Genomic DNA, 15,904 nt, shown 5'->3' with positions numbered 1-15,904 from the left:
AGTCTGTCGTGTCGCCCCGGCCCGCGCCATCAGGGAAAGCCCCCACGTCCCGGGGGCAGACGCCTCAGATGAACGGCCATCCCGTCAGCCGGGCGTCGGCGCGCGCCCCGTAGGGGACCGCGCCGAGGGCTCGGGCGCGCCTGCCCGCGACCTCCACCTCGTCCCGCGCGCCGGGTAGCCCGAGGATGCCGCGGGCGGTGCCCCGGTACAGGCCCGCCGGGCCGAGGCACACCAGCCCCGGCCATTGCACGAGCAGTGTCTCGCCCCAGCCACGGGTCAGCGGTTCCAGTTCGGCGGTCAGTTCGCCGACTCGATCCCGGTGACGTGGCGCGTGCCTGCCCACCGCGAGCAGCGCCTCGAGCAGCAGCGGCACCCGAACCACGACGCGCGGCCCGTGCCACCTGCCCGGCAGGGCGAGGATCGACTCGATCGTGGCCAGCGCACGTTCGTGGTCACCGCTCTGCGCCGCGGCCATGGCGACGACCAGCGCGAAGTCCTCGTCGAAGTCCTCGGCCATGCGGTCCGCCTCGGCCAGTGCCTCCCCGAGGCGGCCTCGGTGCCACAGTTCGATCGAGTTGCTCGTCAGTATCGATGCTTCGGCGAGTTGCCTGGCGCGGTCGTCGACGGCGCCGAGATCCTCGGCGAAACGGGTCGTCAATGCCTGCGATCGGGCGTAGTCGCCGCGCAGGAGGGCGATCATGACCTCCCACCACAACTGCGTGGCGGCCAGATCCGCGCCGCCGTCGTCGGCCAGGCGGGTGAACTCGGCCGAGAGCCTGCGCACCAGTCGCAGGTCGCCGGATTCCAGTGCGCACACCCGGCGCAGATGCACGGCTGTCGCCCGAGCCGCGCGGTCGTGGCCCGCCAGCTCCTCCAGTTCCTCGGCGATCTTGCGCCGGTCGGCGACAGTACTCGGATCCCAGGTGCACACGAACTCGGCCAGCAGCACCTGCGGCCACGAACGGCTGCCCGGCGCGCTGCGCGCCTGCGCGTCGGCGAGGGCGTCGAGATCGCCTTCCAGACCGTGGATGGCGCGGTCGGCGGCCTCGATCGCCTGTATCTCGGCGACCAGATCGGGGTCCAGGCGCAGGCGATGGGTCAGCGCCTGGGTGCGCAGCGCCGACGAACCCGCCTGCACCACACCGTATCCGGAGAAATAGCCGGCGACCCCGCGAGCGGCGGCGAGCAGTGCGGTCGCGGCCAGACCCGGCCAGTCCCGGCGGTCGGCGCAGCGGCGGCCCGCGCGGTCGAAACACCCGGCGGCGTCGTCGTAGTGCCCGAGGCGATTGTGGGCCTGGCCCGCCAGCAGGTCGAACTCGATCAGCAGCGCGGTGTCCGCGGGGTCGGTGTGCCGGACGCCGCGGGCGGCGAACTCGGCGCATTCGGTGGCCGCGTCCGTGTGCAGCGCGTCGCGGGCGGCCGCCAGGCAGGCGCGCGCGGCCCGTGGGTCGACGGAGCCGAGGGCGGCGGCACTGCGGTGCAGGGCCAGCGCCGCGAGCGCGTCCGGGCGCTGCTCGTCGATGGTGTCGGCGACCAGCGCGTGCCACCGCGACGTGCGCAGTTCGCCGAGGGTGGCCAGGACAGCGGCGCGCACGAGTTCGTGGCCGAAGGCGACGACGCCGTCGGCGACGGTGACGACCCGTGCGGCGACGAGTTCACCGACCCGCTCGTCGAATCCGGGCGCGGCCGGTGGCTGCGGCCGGTGCGGCCCCCGCTGCCGAGGTGGCCTGCCCGCCCGCCTTTCGTCGGCCGCGGCGAGCAGGGCGATCGGCGTCTGCGGGCCGAACACGGCCAGCAGCTCGGCGAGTTCCCCGGCCGCGGCAGACACGGCGCCCAATTTCGCCGCGGTGATCTCGGCCGCGCTGCCGGTGTCCAGCGCGCGGCCGGCGCGGACGAGATCGCACAGCTGCGTGGCGACGAAGGGACTGCCCGCGCTCAACTCGACGATCCGGTCGGTGACGGCGGGATCGGCGGCCCGTGCCTGCGCGCGCACCACGTCGCGCACCACGGAGTCGGACAACGGCGCGAGGTCCACCGCGAGGTGCGTGCCCGCGGTGCGCAGCGACCGCAGCGCCGCGTCCACCTCGCCGGGCAGCGGGCCGGGCCGGACGGCGAGCACGAGGAGCACGGGATGGGTGCGCAACGCTCGCATCGCCGCCGCGATCATCCGCAGCGAATCGGGGTCGGCCGAGTGCGCGTCGTCGACCACGGCCAGCACCCGGCCGGTCTCCCTGGCGACCTCGGCGAACAGTGCCGACAGCGCGCGCGAGGTCACCGGCTCCGGCACCGAACGGCCCGCCAGCGCCGCCTGGTCCAGCCACGGCGTCAGGGTGGCCAGGGCCGTCGCGCCACCGTCGCCCGCGCCCGCGGTGACGAAGGCGTCTCCGCCGTGGCGGCGCACGGCGTCGTCGACGACGGCGGTCTTGCCCAGGCCCGCCGCGCCGCGCACCGTCACGACGGTCAGTCCCCGCCGGGACCTGTCCACGGCACGGTCGAGCACGGCGGCGATGTCGGCGCGCCCGGGCAGCGCGGGCCGCGACTCCCGCGCCGGGGCCGTCGCCGGACCGCGGATCTCGCCCTCCACCCGGACCGTGTCGGGTGCGGGCTCGAGGCCGAGGTCCGCACGCAGGTCGCGGCGCAACCGGACCAGCACGTCGAGCGCCTCGGAAGTCCGCCCGCAATCGCGCAGTGCCAGGGCCAGCAGCCGGGCCGTGCCCTCGCGATGCGGATGCCTGGCGCATTCGTCGCTGAGCAGGGTGACCGCGTGTCCGGCGCGGCCGAGCACGAGCAGGCCCTCCGCGCACATGTCGACCAGTTCGGCGCGCAACTCCGCCAGCTGCGTCCGTTCCGGCGCGAGTTCGGCGATATCGCCGACATCGGCGAGCGCTTCGCCGCGCCAGAGCCCGAGAGCGCGTTCCAGCATGCCGACCGCGCGCGGCACGTCGCCGTCGGCGTGCGCCGCCCTGGCGTCGCGGGACAGCAGATCGAGCAGATCGAGGTCGGTACCGGATCCGCCGCAGCGCAGCACGTAGCCGTTGGGCCGGGTCTCGATCCGCACATCGGGCAGCGGAGCCAGCGTCTTGCGCAGACGCGACACATACCCCTGCAAGGTGACCAGGGCACTGGCGGGCGGAGCGCCGCGCCAGAGCAGTTCGCACAGATACTCGGCGCTCCGGGTGGTGCGTTCGGCGGCCAGGATGACGAGCAGATCGGCATGCTTGCGCGCGGGCACGGCGATCGGCGACCCGTCGGGAGCACGCACCTCCAGCGGCCCGAGCACCGCGACAGCAGGCCGGTCGCCGGCGGACCAGTCGCGCACCAGCGTCACACCAGCGCCCTCGCCGACCCTCGGTTCATGACTCACACTCGAGAACTCCTGCCAACGACCACCGGCGCGGAGCGGACCCTCGGCCCGTCCCGGGAGACTGTACTGCGGATGTGCGGCGCGGCGCTGGCCATCGGCGGCCCGCTGTGCATCGCGGGCGGCACCATCCATCCGATCGTCGACGGCAAAGGCCATTCGGTCGAGGCGCTCACCAGCCCCGGCACCCCGCTCGCCCAGTCGCTGCTTGGCATCGGCACCGTCGCGCTGATCCTCGGCCTGCCCGGTCTGTATGCCTGGATGCGCCCGCGACTGGGCACCGCCGGTTTCATCGGTCTGGTCTGCTACCTGGTCGGCAACATCACCACGGCCACCGGGCATCTCACCATCGAACTGTTCGTCGCCCAGCGGCTGGCCTCCGATCCCGCCACCGCCCATCTGATCGCCGACAACGACAACATGATCGGCAGCACCGCCTTCCTGATCTTCAACCAGGGCGGCGGCCTGGTCATGCTGACCGGCATGGGTCTGCTCGGCGCGAGCATGTTGCGCAACGACACGGTCCCCCGCTGGATCGCCGTGCTGACCCTGATCGGCATGGTCGCGTTCTTCCTGCCCATGCCCGCCGTCCAGCACCTCACCGGGTTCATCTGGGAGGCGCCGCGCGGCATCGCCGTCGCCGCCCTGGGCATCCTGATGCTGCGCCACCCCGGCGGATTGCGCCGCTGGGCCGAGCCTCTGCGCGGCGCCGCCGCACCCGCCCGCGTGCCCGCCGCGTGACCCCTCGATTCGCCGCGCCGCCGAGAGCTCCGGCCGCGCGGCGAACATCGCGTGTCCGGCCGGGCGATCGAAGGGCCCACCATCGGGGCGGTGCGCGTGGGCACACCGACACCCGCGTGAGAGCCGGCGATCTAGCGCAGGATCAGCAGCGCCGACTTCTCGATGCGGTCGGCGATCTGCGAGTACGAGCCGTACCCCATGCCTGCCCGAACGAGCGCGCCCGCGTAGAGCAGTTCGAGCGACTCCACGATGTCGGGATCGGGATCGGGGCCGAGCGCCCGCACGATGCGCTTACGGATCTCCACGCCGATGCGATCGCGCAGATGCGCCACATCGGGGTCACGGCCGAGCAGGGCGCTGGTGACCGCGCCGGAGAGCTCCTGTTCGTCGGCCACCAGCATCGCGATGTCGCGCAGCTCGGCGATCACCCGCACGACCGGATCGTCGGAGTCGCTGGCCGGGCTCTGCGAAGCCACCAGCCTGCGCCAGAAGATCTCGGCGACCAAGTGCTCCTTGGAGGAGAAGTAGGTATAGGCCGTGGCCGTGCCGACTCCCGCCGCGGCGGCGACCAGCCGGATGGTCATGCCCGCGAACCCCTCGCGCGAGAGCACCTCCACCGCCGCCTTGGTCAGCTTGTCGACGGTGTCGGCCTGCTTCCCGCTGAGGCGCCGCCTGGTGGCCTCGACAGGGCCGGGGTGTTTTTCGGACATGTGTCCAGACAGTATCAGGAACGGTGCGGTTCGCCGGACGCCGGTCAGTTCTTGGCGGCGGCGACTCCCGCGCGACGCCCGTAGAAGCTGCCGTCGCCCAGGGACGCGCCGCTGACGTAACCGCCCGCGGCCAGGCCGGAGGTGCAGCGGCCCGCGGCGAACAGGCCGGGGATGGGCTCCCCGCTGACGTGCAGGACGCGCGAATCCAGGTCGGTGCGCAGGCCGCCGAGCGTGAAACCCGCTGTCATGCCGCGCAGATCGAAGCCCGCCAGGGGTGTGCCGATCGGACGCACCCATTCGGGCTTCTTGCCCAGCAGCGGGTCGACGCCGTCGGCGGCGTGCCGGTTGTAGACCTCGACGGTGGCCTGCAATGCGCCGGCGGGCAGACCCATCTCCGACTCCAGTTCCTCGACCGACTCGGCTGCCCAGGTCGGGGGCTGACGGAAGAAGTGAGTGGCGCTGACGGTCTTCAGCGCTTCCTCGTAGGACTGCTCGTCGATGACCAGGTACGCCTGGTTGTCCTGCTGGATCAGGGTGGCCTGGCCGATACGGCCGGGGTAGGTGTCCTCGGTGACGTAGCGCTGGCCGCGACCGTTGACGAGGATGCCGCGCGCGAGCAGCTGGGGATCGGCGAAGAAGGCGACCTCGGTGGCGTCCATGTGGGCGAGGTCGGCGCCGAGGGCCTGGGCGACCCGGATGCCGATGCCGTCGTGTTCCTCGATGGCGGCGGCGGGGCGGCCGATCAGGCGGGGCGCGAAGCCCTCGATCATCTGGTCGGCGTAGGCGAAGCTGCCGGTGGCCAGGACCACCCCGCGTTCGGCCCGGATCACCACCTCCTTGCCGAACTGGGTGGCGGCGAGACCGGCGACCCGGCCGTCGTCGTCGACGACCAGCCTGCGGATCCTGGTGTCGTACTGCACCCGCACGCCGAGTTCCTCGGCGGTGTCGGCCAGCGGCTTCATCAACATGTAGCCGCCGCCGCGCTGGGCGATGCGCTTGTTCGCGTACTGCGGCACGTGACCGCGCGGCGCGGGCGGGATCTCGGTGTTGAACGGAGCGGCGTTCTCGCCGCCGGAGTACATCAGGCCCTCGTCGTGCGGCGGCTCCCAGCCGGGCTCGCCCCAGAACTCCTCCTTGAACGGCACGCCGCAGGAGACCAGCCAGTTGTAGTGCTCGACCGAGCCCCGGCTGTAGTCGGCGATCTTGGCCTTGTCCACGCCGGGCCCCAGTGCGGCGGTGAGGAACTTCTCCATGTTCTCGGGGGTGTCCTCGAAGCCGAGCGCCTGCTGCAACGGGGTGCCGCCGCCCAGGTAGATGAACCCGCCCGACATCGCCGCGGCGCCGCCCCAGCCGCTGGTGCGTTCCAGGATCAGCACCGACGCACCGGCGCGTGCGGCCTCGATGGCGGCGCACACCCCGGCGATGCCGTATCCGGCGATCACGACATCGGCGCTCGGCCCCCATTCGGCGACCTCGGCGGCGCGCAGCGGGCGCAGGGACTTGGCATCGGACATGTTGTGCTACCTCGTATTTCGGTCGCGGTCCACGGTGGGAGCCGGCGGCGGGTCGCCCCGGGGGGCTGCGGTCAGTTCTGAACGGATTCGGCTGCTGCTTCGGTCCCGTCGGCTTCGGCCCGGGCGGCTTCGGCGGCGCGGGCGGCCTTCTTCCACCGGCCGACCACCGCGCCGACCCGCATGTCGAGAGAGGTGCCGCGAGGCCAGCCGACGTAGTGGCACAGGAAGATCGCGATCTCGTGCAGTTGCGCCTCGGTCAGCTCGTCCGCGTCGAGGGCGGCGCGCATCTGGTCGGCCGCGTCGTCGATGCGGTTCTGCTGGGTGAGCGCGCCGAGCAGCAGGAGCTTGCGGTCACGGTCGCTGAGCTCCGTGCCCGGCGCGGCGGGATCACTACTCATCAGTGGTCTCCCTGCCGTGCGATCTCGCCCTGCCCCACGCCCAGACCCACACCGAGGTTGCGCAATGCCAGTGCGGCCAGCGGCAATTCGACGTCCAGCCGCTCACCCAGACCGAGCGCCAGGCTCAGATCCTTCTCGCCGAGATCGCGCACATGGCGCAGGATGGGCAACCAGAAATCGCCGTCCTCGATCGGCGCGGTGCTCTCGCGCAGCATGATCGCGCCCGCGCCGCCGGTCACCGCGTCGGAGTGGCGGACCACCTTGCCCAGCGCGGTGATGTCGAGCCCGGCCGATTCCGCCAGCCGCTGCGACTCGGTGGCGGCGGTGAAGGCGACGAAGTGCAGCAGATTGCGGGCCAGCTTCATCCTGGTGCCCGCACCCACCGGACCAGCGTGCACGACGAGGTCGGCGAACGTCCCGAAGGGCTCGCGCACCCGCTCGAAGGCCGCCTCCGAGCCGCCGACCATGACCGCGAGCCTGCCGGACTTCGCGCCGCCCGCGCCACCGCTGACCGGGGCGTCCACCAGGTCGACGCCGCGTTCGGCGCAGACGGCGGCCAGTTCTTCGGCGGTGCGGTCGGAGATGGTGGAGTGCACCGCGATCACCGTGCCCGGCTTCGCGGTGCGGAGAATGCCCTCGGGGCCGGTGACCACGCCGCGCACCTGGGCGTCGTCGAGCACCGCGACCGAGATCACCTCGGCGTCCTCGGCGACGGCGGCCGCGGAATCCACGGCACCGGCACCCGCTTCGGTGAACGGCGCGACCACATCGGGGCGCATGTCGCAGACGGTGAGCCCGCCGCGCCAGGCCAGCAGGCGCTGGGCCATGGGCGCACCCATGTTGCCCAGGCCGATGAAACCGATTCGTTCGTCGCTCATGACCGGATGATCTGTCCGCCGTCGATGTTGAAGATCTGGCCGGTGACCCAGGACGCCTCGTCGGAGAGCAGGTACAGGCAGGCGCCGACGAGATCGGCCGGGGTGCCCATGCGCTTGAGCGGCAGGCGCTTGACCATGTCCTCGACGATACTGCCGGGAGTCACGGTCTTGGTGGCATCGGTGTCGATCGGTCCGGGGGCGATCGCGTTGACGCGGATGTTGTTGCCGCCGAGCTCGACCGCGAGCTGCTGGGTGAGGCTGTTGACCCCGGCCTTGGCCAGGCCGTAGAAGCCGGAGTAGACCCAGGCGGCGGTGGAGGACTGGTTGACGATCGAGCCGCCCGACTTCTTCATGTGCGGGTAGACCGCGCGGGTCACGTTCAGCGCGCCGTCCATGTTCACCGACATGAACTTCTTGTAGTAGTCCCACGGGACGGTGATCAGCAGGTCCAGCTTCATGTCGCCGTAGATGGCGGCATTGTTGACCAGGTGGTCGATGCGGCCGAAGCGCTGCGCGGTGGTCTCGGCGAGCGCGGCGGCGGAGTCGGGGTCGGCGACGTCGACCTCGGCGAAGATCGCGCTGCCGCCGTTCGCTGTGGTGTCGGCGGCCGCGTTGATCTCGTCGGCGACCGCCTTGCCCGCGTCGATATTGCGGTCGGCGACGACGACATTCGCGCCTTCGCCCGCCAGCGCGGCCGCGTAGGCGGCGCCGATACCTTGTGCCGCGCCGGTGACGACGACGGTCCGGTCGGTGAAACGCCCCATGTCGGGCTCCTCGAAAGTCGTTGGAATGGTGGGTTTTTCGCTGATGGGAGACAGGGCCTCAGACCGCGGTGGCGATCAACTTGGTCTCCAGGTATTCCTCGAAACCGGCGGTGCCCATCTCGCGTCCGATGCCGGACTGCTTGTAGCCGCCGAAGGGCACGTCGGCGCTGTACCAGATGCCGCCGTTGACGCCGAGCGTGCCGGTGCGGACCCGGTTGGCGACCGAGGCGATGCGCTCGGGATCGGTGCCGTAGATCGAGCCGGACAGGCCGTAGGGGGAATCGTTGGCGATGGCGACGGCCTCGTCGTCGGTGTCGTAGCCGATCACCACCAGGACGGGGCCGAAGATCTCCTCGCGCGCGACGGTCGCGGTGTTGTCCAGCCCGGTGATCAGGGTGGGCTCGATGAAGTAGCCGCGGTCGCGGTCGGCGGGGCGGCCGCCGCCGGTCACGATCTGCCCGCCCTCGGCGCGGGCGATGTCGATGTAGTGCTGCACGCGGTCGCGCTGGCGGGCGGAGATGAGCGGGCCGCAGGCAGTACGCGAGCTGGCGGGGTCCCCCGGCCTGATGCCACCGAGAGTGGCGGCGGCTATCTGCACGGCCTCGTCGTAGCGGCTGTTGGGCACCAGCAGGCGGGTGCTCAGCGCACAGCCCTGACCGGCGTGCACGCACACCGAGAACGCCGCCATCGACACCGCGGCGCCCAGATCGGCGTCCTCGAGCACGATGAAGGCGGATTTGCCGCCCAGTTCCAGGAAGGTCTTCTTGACCGTCGCGGCGGCGGTGGCCATGACGGTGCGGCCGGTCGCGGTGGAGCCGGTGAAGCTGACCATGTCGACGCGCGGATCGCCACACAACTGGCTGCCCAGCGCGTGGTCGGCGGAGGTGACGATATTGATCACGCCCGGCGGAATGTCGGTGTGCTCGGCGATGATCGGGCCGAGTACGGCCGCGCACCACGGGGTGTCGGGCGCGGGCTTGAGCACGACGGTATTGCCCGCCGCGAGCGCGGGACCGAGCTTGGCGAAGGTGATCTGGTGTGGGAAGTTCCAGGGGGTGATCGCGCCGACCACGCCGACCGCTTCCCTGCGCAGCCGCCGATGGGTTCTGATGCCCATCGGGCTCGCGACGCCGAGATCGGTCTCCCACTCGTAGTTCGCGGCCAGATTCGTGGGGAACTCCAGGTCGGCGACCGGGCCCTCGAGCTGCGGCCCGCTGGTCAGCATGACCGGCGCGCCCGCCTCGGCGACGGTGACCGCGCGGACGTCCTCGATGCGGTCCTGGACGGCCGTGCGCAACTGTTCGAGGCAGCGCACCCTGAATGCGTGATTCGTCGACCAGTCGGTCTCGTCGAAGGCGATCCTGGCGGCGCCGATGGCGGCGTCCATGTCCGCGCCGGACCCGTTGGCCGCCACGCCGAGGACTTCCTCCGTGGCCGGGTTCACCGTGTCGAACTCACCCGCGCCGCCCGGCGCCAGCTTGCCGTCGATGAACAGGCGCGTGCCGTCGGTGGGAAGACCGCTCATGATCGCTCCGATGCTGTCTGGACAGGTGTACGGAATATAGTCCAGCTCGCGCGCGGACCGCAAGAACATGTTTCACTATTGCCGCCTTCGCCGCAGCATGGATATGCGATGATCCGGTGAAATCGGTTGCCGTCCCGCAGGCCGCCGCAGCGCGGGATCCACGGCGGACCGGCCGGTCACCACCCGCGAGCACCAGCACCCGGAGAGAGCCGATGACAAGCACCGAGACCACGCCGACGGCCACCGTGCCCCAGCGCGTCACCCCTGAACTGATCGACCGTCTCACCGCGCGGGTCCGAGCGAGCGGCGACGCCCATCTCGGCCGGGCCAGGACGCCGTTCACGTTGATCGAGGTCTACACCGGCGCGGCCTACGGCACCCTGCCGCAGTCGCGTCCGGAAGATGTGGCCGACGCGTTCGCCACGGCCCGCGCGGCGCAGCGCACCTGGGCCGCCACACCGTTGAAAGAGCGGTTGGCCGTCTTCGCCCGCGCGCACGAACTCATCCTCACCGAGCGCGCGACGATCGCCGACCTCATCCAGATCGGCTGCGGCAAGGCCCGCCGGATGGCCTTCGAGGAGTCCTGCGACGTGCCGATGATCATCAGCCACTACCTCAAGACCGCGCGCCGGATCCTGAAGCCGCGCAAGCACGGCGGCCCGGTACCGCTGCTGAGCGCCTCCATCGAGGAGCATCGGCCCAAGGGCGTGGTCGGGGTGATCGCGCCGTGGAACTTCCCGTTCGCGCTGGCGCTCTCGGACGCCGTCGCCGCGCTGATCGCCGGCAATGCGGTGGTGCTCAAGCCGGACAACAAGACCGCGCTGTGCGCGCTGTTCGGTGTGGAGCTGCTGCATCGCGCGGGTCTGCCCGAGGGGCTGTTCGAGGTGGTCTGCGGCGAGGGCCCCGACATCGGCGGCGACCTGGTCGACAACAGCGACTTCGTCATGTTCACCGGCTCGACCGCCACCGGCAGGCTGATCGGCGAACGGGCCGGGCGCAATCTCATCGGATGCAGCCTGGAACTGGGCGGCAAGAACCCGCTGATCGTGCTCGACGACGCCGATCTGGACGCGGTGATCCCGGGCGCGGTGTTCGCGACGTTCGCCAATTCCGGGCAGGCGTGCATGCACATCGAACGCATCTACGTGCACGACCGCCTCTACGACGAGTTCCTGCGCCGGTTCGTCGACGCCGCCGCCGACCTCGGCGCGAAGGCCGGGGCGAGCTACGACTACATCCCGGAATTCGGATCGCTGATCTCCCCCGAACACCTGGCGCGGGTCTCGGCGCACGTGGAGGAGGCACGGGCCGCGGGCGCGACCGTGCACACCGGCGGCCGGGCTCGCCCCGACATCGGTCCGGCCTTCTACGAGCCGACCGTGCTCACCGACGTCCCCCCGCAGGTCGCCCACGCCACCGCCGAGACCTTCGGGCCGGTCGTCACCGTCTACCGGGTCGGCTCCGAGCAGGAGGCGATCGACCGCGCCAACGCCACCGACTACGGGCTCAATGCGAGCGTGTGGAGCTCGGACCGGGGCAGGGCGCTGCGGGTGGCGCGGCGGCTGGAAGCCGGGAACATCAATATCAACGACGGATTCGTCACCAGCTACTCCGCCAAGGCGACGCCCTCGGGCGGGGTGAAGCAGTCCGGGATCGGAGCCAGGCACGGCGATCAGGGTCTGCTCAAATACACCGACACGATCAATGTCGGCGTGCTGAAGAGCCAGGTCATCACCGCTCGCGCGCAGATGGCCTACGACAAGCAGATCACCTCCACCCTGGCCACCCTGCGGATCATGCGCCGCACGCGGCTGCGCTGATACCGTGGCGCCGGAGCGGGTTCGAACGCACTCGGCCCGCATCGGCACGACTCGAGGAGTGACACGAGTGAGCATTCGCGACATCACGCTGCGGACCCTCTCCGGTGAACAGACCACACTGGCCGAACTGGCGGGCGACAAGGCGGTACTGGTGGTCAACGTCGCCTCGAAGTGCGGTCTGACCCCGCAGTACACCGGCCTGGTGGAACTGCAACGCACCTACGGCGAGCGTGGATTCACCGTTGTGGGCGTGCCGTGCAACCAGTTCATGGGCCAGGAGCCGGGCACCGCCGAGGAGATCGAGCAGTTCTGCTCCACCACCTACGGCGTGGACTTCCCGCTGCTGGACAAGACCGACGTCAACGGCGAGAACCGGCACCCGCTCTACGCCGAGCTCACCCAGACCGCCGACGCCGAGGGCGGCGCGGGCGATATCCAGTGGAACTTCGAGAAGTTCCTCGTCGACCGCGAGGGCAAGGTGGCCGGGCGATTCCGTCCGCGCACCGAGCCGAACGATCCCGCGATCGTCGCGGCCATCGAGAGCGCGCTCTGAGCGCTCCTCGCTGAGCGGCCGGATCGGCGGCGAACGATCAGTTGTCCTTGCCCTTGTCCTTGTCCTTGCCTTTGTCTTTGTCCTTGCCCCCGTTGCCGGAGTCGCCCGCCGTGGTCGGGGCGACCGACGGTGGGGCGGTGGGGACGGGCGGGCCGGACTGTGGGATGGAGGTCTGCGGGGAAGGCGGGCCGGGCGTCGACTGATCGCGAGTGACGACCAGGACGATCGCGACCAGCAGTACGAATGCGGCCGCCGCCACCGCCACAATCGCGCCTGCGTGCGGGCGGGACGGCGACGAGCCGGGCGGGACATAGGCGCCCGCAAGCGTCTCGCTGTGTCCAGACCCCATCGCAAGCGTCTCGCTGTACCGAGGGGCGGGCGGGAGTGATCCCTGATCGGCGAACGGCATCCGAGCGGTCGGTGGCGGCTGAACCGACCGGGCCGACGCGGCAGGCTGATCCGGCGGGGGCGGGGGCTGGGCCGAGTGGTCCGGCGGCGGGGCGGTGAGCGCGCGCCGGGCGGCCTCGGCGAACTCGACGCAGGTGCCGAAGCGGTCCTGCGGTTGTTTCGCCATGGCCCGGGCGAGCACCCCGTCGAGAGCCACGGGCACGCCGGGACGCCGCAGGGAGGCCGACGGCGGCGGTTCGTGCAGGTGACCGGAGATGATCCCCACCGGGTTGTCGGCCGGGAAAGGGAGAGTGCCGGTGAGCAATCGGAACAACGTGCAGGCCAGCGAGTACTGATCACTGCGGTGATCCAGCCGCGCACCGGAAAGCTGCTCGGGCGAGGCGAAGGCCAGGGTGGCGGTGAAGGTGCCGGTCCGGGTGAGGTGGGCGGAATCGTCGCGCGGCCGGGCGATGCCGAAATCGGTGAGATACACCCGCTCGTCCGCACCGGCTTCGCCGCGCTCGAGCAGAATGTTGGCGGGCTTCACATCCCGGTGCAGCACGCCGCGCGCGTGCGCGAAATCCAGCGCCTTGGCCGTCTCACCGATGATCTGGACCGCCCGCCACGGCGGCAGGGCCGCGATGTCGATCGACGCCGCGTCCACGCCGTCGATGTAGCGCATGGAGATCCACAGCTGCTCGCCCTCCACGCCGCGGTCGTAGACCCCGACGATGTTCGGGTGGTCGAGCTGGGCGACCAGCTCGGCCTCCCGCTCGAACCGCGCGCGGATCTCCTCGTTGTGGAACATCTCCCGGTTCAACAGCTTCAACGCCGTCCACTTCGGGAGCCGGGGATGGCGCGCCAGGTACACCGCGCCCATGCCACCGCGGCCGAGCAGCTGCTCGACGGTGTACCCGGCGAAAACCGCTCCGTGTTCGAGCACGATCAGTTCAGCGGGGCCGAACGCCACCAGCGCAACACCTCGTCGATGCTACCTACGATGCCGTCGGTGTACATCAGGAACTGCGCGCGGTCGGGATCGCCGGTGAAGACGGTGACCATCTTCGGCCCGCTGCTGTCGAACTTGTAGTTGGTGTAGGACTGGCCACCGTTGGTATCGGTCGACTGCTCCGCGTCCGAGGGCAGGTTCCGCAGCGCCGCCTGGGCGTCTTCCGGCGAATCGTAGGCGTAGATGGTGAAGAACGGGTCCGCGTTGTCGCCGCCGCCGAAGCAGTCCCACTGATGGACCCAGTTGCCGAAATCCGGCGTGCCGTCGGTCGGGATCGACGGGCGATCCGAACTGTAGGAACCGCAGGTCGCGCCGTTGTAGCCGACGTCGCCGTCCTCGTTGTCGGGCACCATGCGGGGGAACTCCCGGCTGATGGCATCGCTGTCGGCGACGATCGGCGTCACCGAGATCGTCGTGCTCGGGCTCGTGCTCGTCCTGTCGTCGGCGACCGGATCGTCGCCGCCGGAGGCCAGCACGCCGACGATGCCCAGGCCCACCAGCAGCAACACCACCACACCGACGGCGATGGCCACGATCAAGCCGGTGTTGGACTTGCCGCCCGGCTTGCCCGGCGGCGTCGGCGGACGTCCCGCGTTACCGGCGAAGCCGTAGGCCCCCGGCGGGGTGTACGGCGGGGCCTGACCGCTCTGCTGCGTCATCGCCGCGGTCGCCGTCTGCCCGGCGTGGTTGACCATTGTGGGCCCGCCGGTCATGGCCTGTGGACCGCTGGTCGCCGGGCCCTGCCCGAACTGCTGGTACGGCGCGCCGGTCATCGGGCCCGCGGACATCTGCCCGCCCGTCATCGAACCGGCCATCTGGTGCGGACCCGAGGAGATCGGGTACTGCGGGCCGGTCCCCTGCGCCCCGGGCATCAGCGGCAGGGCGGGCGAACTCTGGCCGTCCAGCGCGGCCTGCGCGGCGGCGGCGAACTCCGAGCAGGAGGCGAAGCGATCCTCCGGCCGCTTGGCCATCGCCTTGGCGAGCACCGCGTCCAGCGCATAGGGCAGACCGGGACGCACGCTGCTGAGCGCGGGCGGCGGGGTCTGCAGATGCCCCTGGATCACCTGGGCGGGATTGGTCGCGGCGAACGGGCCGCTGCCGGTGAACAACCAGAACAGCGTGCACGCCAGTGAGTACTGGTCGCTGCGACCGTCGAGACTCGCGCCGGTCAGCTGCTCGGGCGAGGCGTAGGCCAGGGTGGCGGTGAAGGTGCCGGTCTGGGTGAGATGGCCGGTGTCGTCGCGCAGCCGGGCGATGCCGAAGTCGGTGAGGTAGACGCGTTCGCCGCGGCCGCCGCTGGAACGGGCCAGCAGGATGTTGGCGGGCTTCACGTCCCGATGCAGCACCCCCATGCTGTGCGCGTAGTCGAGCGCGTCGGCGGTCTCCTTGATGATCTGCACCGCGCGCGCGGGCGGCAGCGTCTTCGGATCCACCGAGGCGGCATCGACCCCGTCGATGAACTGCATCGAGATCCACAGCTGCTCGTCTTCGATACCGCGGTCGTAGACGGTGACGATATTGGGGTGGTCGAGCCGGGCGACCAGATCCGCCTCCCTTTCGAATCGCGCCCGCACCTCCTTGTCGCCGAACATCTCCCGGTTCAACAGCTTCAGCGCTGTCATTCGCGGCAGGCGCGGATGTTTTGCCAGGTAGACCGATCCCATGCCACCGCGGCCGAGTTGCCGCTCGATGACATAGCCGGCGAAGACCTCACCGCTGGCCAGCATGTCTGCTCCAATTCTCGCCGCACCGGGACCCGCCGGGAGGCGTTAAGCATGAGAAATCATCGAAACCATAGCAGTCGTCGTATGCGCCGAATGCCATGGAAGCGCTAGGGCGGAGGGCGCCCTTCGCCCTCGGCGGCGCCGCTTGCTCCGCCGTTGCCCGCGGGGGCGGGCCGCCCCCGCCGGACGCGGTCCGGCAGGGCGATCACGATCGGACGCGCACTGCGTCCGGCGGCCCGCGACGAGGGGCCCGTGGCGGGCCGCTGCGGTGCGGGCGATGGGGCGACAGGCGGCTGAGCGGGGTGCGGCGGCGCGGTCGGCGGACGCTGCGGAACCGCCGGAACCGACTCGGAGGCACCCTGGTGATACGGACGCGAAAGATCCACCGCGCCCGGCGATGCGGGGAACGGGGTGGTCGGCGGCAGTCCGGGCACGGGCTGATGCGGCGTCGGCTGCGGCGACTGTCCCTGGCGGCCGCCGTGCGGGTACCCCGGGCGACTCCGCGGACCGCCCGCGGCGG

Annotated in this window: 11 protein-coding genes and 1 pseudogene; 3 read left to right on the top strand and 9 right to left on the bottom strand. The window is 71.2% G+C overall.

The features are described from left to right. Positions 1–64: 64 nt before the first annotated feature. A complete protein-coding gene (locus NS3_RS26910; protein WP_084495977.1) occupies positions 65–3,364 on the bottom strand; it encodes an ATP-binding protein in 3,300 nt (1,099 codons plus the stop codon). On the opposite strand from NS3_RS26910, the gene NS3_RS26905 reads away from it, so the two are divergent. Next, on the top strand, positions 3,356–4,102 hold the full coding sequence (locus NS3_RS26905; RefSeq protein ID WP_067865460.1) for a hypothetical protein: 747 nt from the start codon (positions 3,356–3,358) through the stop codon (positions 4,100–4,102). The two genes, NS3_RS26910 and NS3_RS26905, sit on opposite strands and share 9 nt — an antisense overlap. 131 nt (positions 4,103–4,233) lie before the next feature. Here the strand turns inward: NS3_RS26905 and NS3_RS26900 are convergent, their stop codons facing one another. The 6 genes and pseudogenes from NS3_RS26900 to NS3_RS26875 form a co-directional block, all read right to left on the bottom strand. Beyond that, positions 4,234–4,812 carry a TetR/AcrR family transcriptional regulator gene (locus tag NS3_RS26900; RefSeq protein WP_067865456.1) on the bottom strand — a complete coding sequence of 193 codons (579 nt, stop codon included), beginning with the start codon at positions 4,810–4,812 and terminating at the stop codon, positions 4,234–4,236. A 44-nt stretch (positions 4,813–4,856) separates the two neighbouring features. Beyond that, positions 4,857–6,326 (bottom strand): FAD-dependent oxidoreductase, encoded by a 1,470-nt coding sequence (locus NS3_RS26895; protein ID WP_067865453.1) that lies wholly within the window; start codon positions 6,324–6,326, stop codon positions 4,857–4,859. Between the two features lie 71 nt (positions 6,327–6,397). Then, positions 6,398–6,691: pseudogene (locus tag NS3_RS26890) on the bottom strand (carboxymuconolactone decarboxylase family protein); the annotation flags it as partial. Between the two features lie 32 nt (positions 6,692–6,723). Beyond that, the gene (locus NS3_RS26885; RefSeq protein ID WP_067865447.1) at positions 6,724–7,602 is read right to left on the bottom strand and encodes an NAD(P)-dependent oxidoreductase; all 879 of its coding nucleotides are present in this window, start codon (positions 7,600–7,602) and stop codon (positions 6,724–6,726) included. Continuing rightward, complete coding sequence (locus tag NS3_RS26880) at positions 7,599–8,366, bottom strand: SDR family oxidoreductase (RefSeq protein WP_067865444.1); 768 nt, start codon at positions 8,364–8,366, stop codon at positions 7,599–7,601. The genes NS3_RS26885 and NS3_RS26880 overlap by 4 nt, the downstream gene beginning before the upstream one ends. A gap of 58 nt (positions 8,367–8,424) precedes the next feature. After that, positions 8,425–9,891, bottom strand: coding sequence for an aldehyde dehydrogenase (locus tag NS3_RS26875; RefSeq protein ID WP_067865478.1), 1,467 nt, complete (start codon positions 9,889–9,891; stop codon positions 8,425–8,427). Between the two features lie 212 nt (positions 9,892–10,103). Between NS3_RS26875 and NS3_RS26870 the strand changes: the two genes are divergently transcribed. Continuing rightward, positions 10,104–11,711: a succinic semialdehyde dehydrogenase gene (locus tag NS3_RS26870; RefSeq protein ID WP_067865441.1), complete on the top strand. Its 1,608-nt coding sequence runs from the start codon at positions 10,104–10,106 to the stop codon at positions 11,709–11,711. An 88-nt stretch (positions 11,712–11,799) separates the two neighbouring features. After that, positions 11,800–12,264 carry a glutathione peroxidase gene (locus tag NS3_RS26865; protein WP_373865344.1) on the top strand — a complete coding sequence of 155 codons (465 nt, stop codon included), beginning with the start codon at positions 11,800–11,802 and terminating at the stop codon, positions 12,262–12,264. A gap of 37 nt (positions 12,265–12,301) precedes the next feature. Here NS3_RS26865 and NS3_RS30470 read toward each other — a convergent pair whose 3' ends face one another. After that, complete coding sequence (locus NS3_RS30470; protein WP_307610983.1) at positions 12,302–13,621, bottom strand: serine/threonine-protein kinase; 1,320 nt, start codon at positions 13,619–13,621, stop codon at positions 12,302–12,304. Continuing rightward, positions 13,597–15,387 carry a serine/threonine-protein kinase gene (locus NS3_RS26855; RefSeq protein WP_067865437.1) on the bottom strand — a complete coding sequence of 597 codons (1,791 nt, stop codon included), beginning with the start codon at positions 15,385–15,387 and terminating at the stop codon, positions 13,597–13,599. The genes NS3_RS30470 and NS3_RS26855 overlap by 25 nt, the downstream gene beginning before the upstream one ends. Between the last annotated feature and the right edge of the window lie 517 nt (positions 15,388–15,904).

Origin of the sequence: Nocardia shimofusensis NBRC 100134 (assembly GCF_001613125.1) — a bacterium.
Classification (GTDB): domain Bacteria; phylum Actinomycetota; class Actinomycetes; order Mycobacteriales; family Mycobacteriaceae; genus Nocardia; species Nocardia shimofusensis.
The sequence above is the reverse complement of the archived record's forward strand: the minus strand, read 5'-3'. Positions and strand labels throughout refer to the sequence as shown.

Excerpts from the sequence above, each read along its gene's own strand:
- NS3_RS26855 (WP_067865437.1), bottom strand. The coding sequence starts at position 15,387 with ATGCTGGCCAGCGGTGAGGTCTTCGCCGGCTATGTCATCGAGCGGCAA.
- NS3_RS26870 (WP_067865441.1), top strand. The coding sequence starts at position 10,104 with ATGACAAGCACCGAGACCACGCCGACGGCCACCGTGCCCCAGCGCGTC.
- NS3_RS26895 (WP_067865453.1), bottom strand. The coding sequence starts at position 6,326 with ATGTCCGATGCCAAGTCCCTGCGCCCGCTGCGCGCCGCCGAGGTCGCC.
- NS3_RS26875 (WP_067865478.1), bottom strand. The coding sequence starts at position 9,891 with ATGAGCGGTCTTCCCACCGACGGCACGCGCCTGTTCATCGACGGCAAG.
- NS3_RS26905 (WP_067865460.1), top strand. The coding sequence starts at position 3,356 with ATGACTCACACTCGAGAACTCCTGCCAACGACCACCGGCGCGGAGCGG.
- NS3_RS26900 (WP_067865456.1), bottom strand. The coding sequence starts at position 4,812 with ATGTCCGAAAAACACCCCGGCCCTGTCGAGGCCACCAGGCGGCGCCTC.
- NS3_RS26885 (WP_067865447.1), bottom strand. The coding sequence starts at position 7,602 with ATGAGCGACGAACGAATCGGTTTCATCGGCCTGGGCAACATGGGTGCG.
- NS3_RS26880 (WP_067865444.1), bottom strand. The coding sequence starts at position 8,366 with ATGGGGCGTTTCACCGACCGGACCGTCGTCGTCACCGGCGCGGCACAA.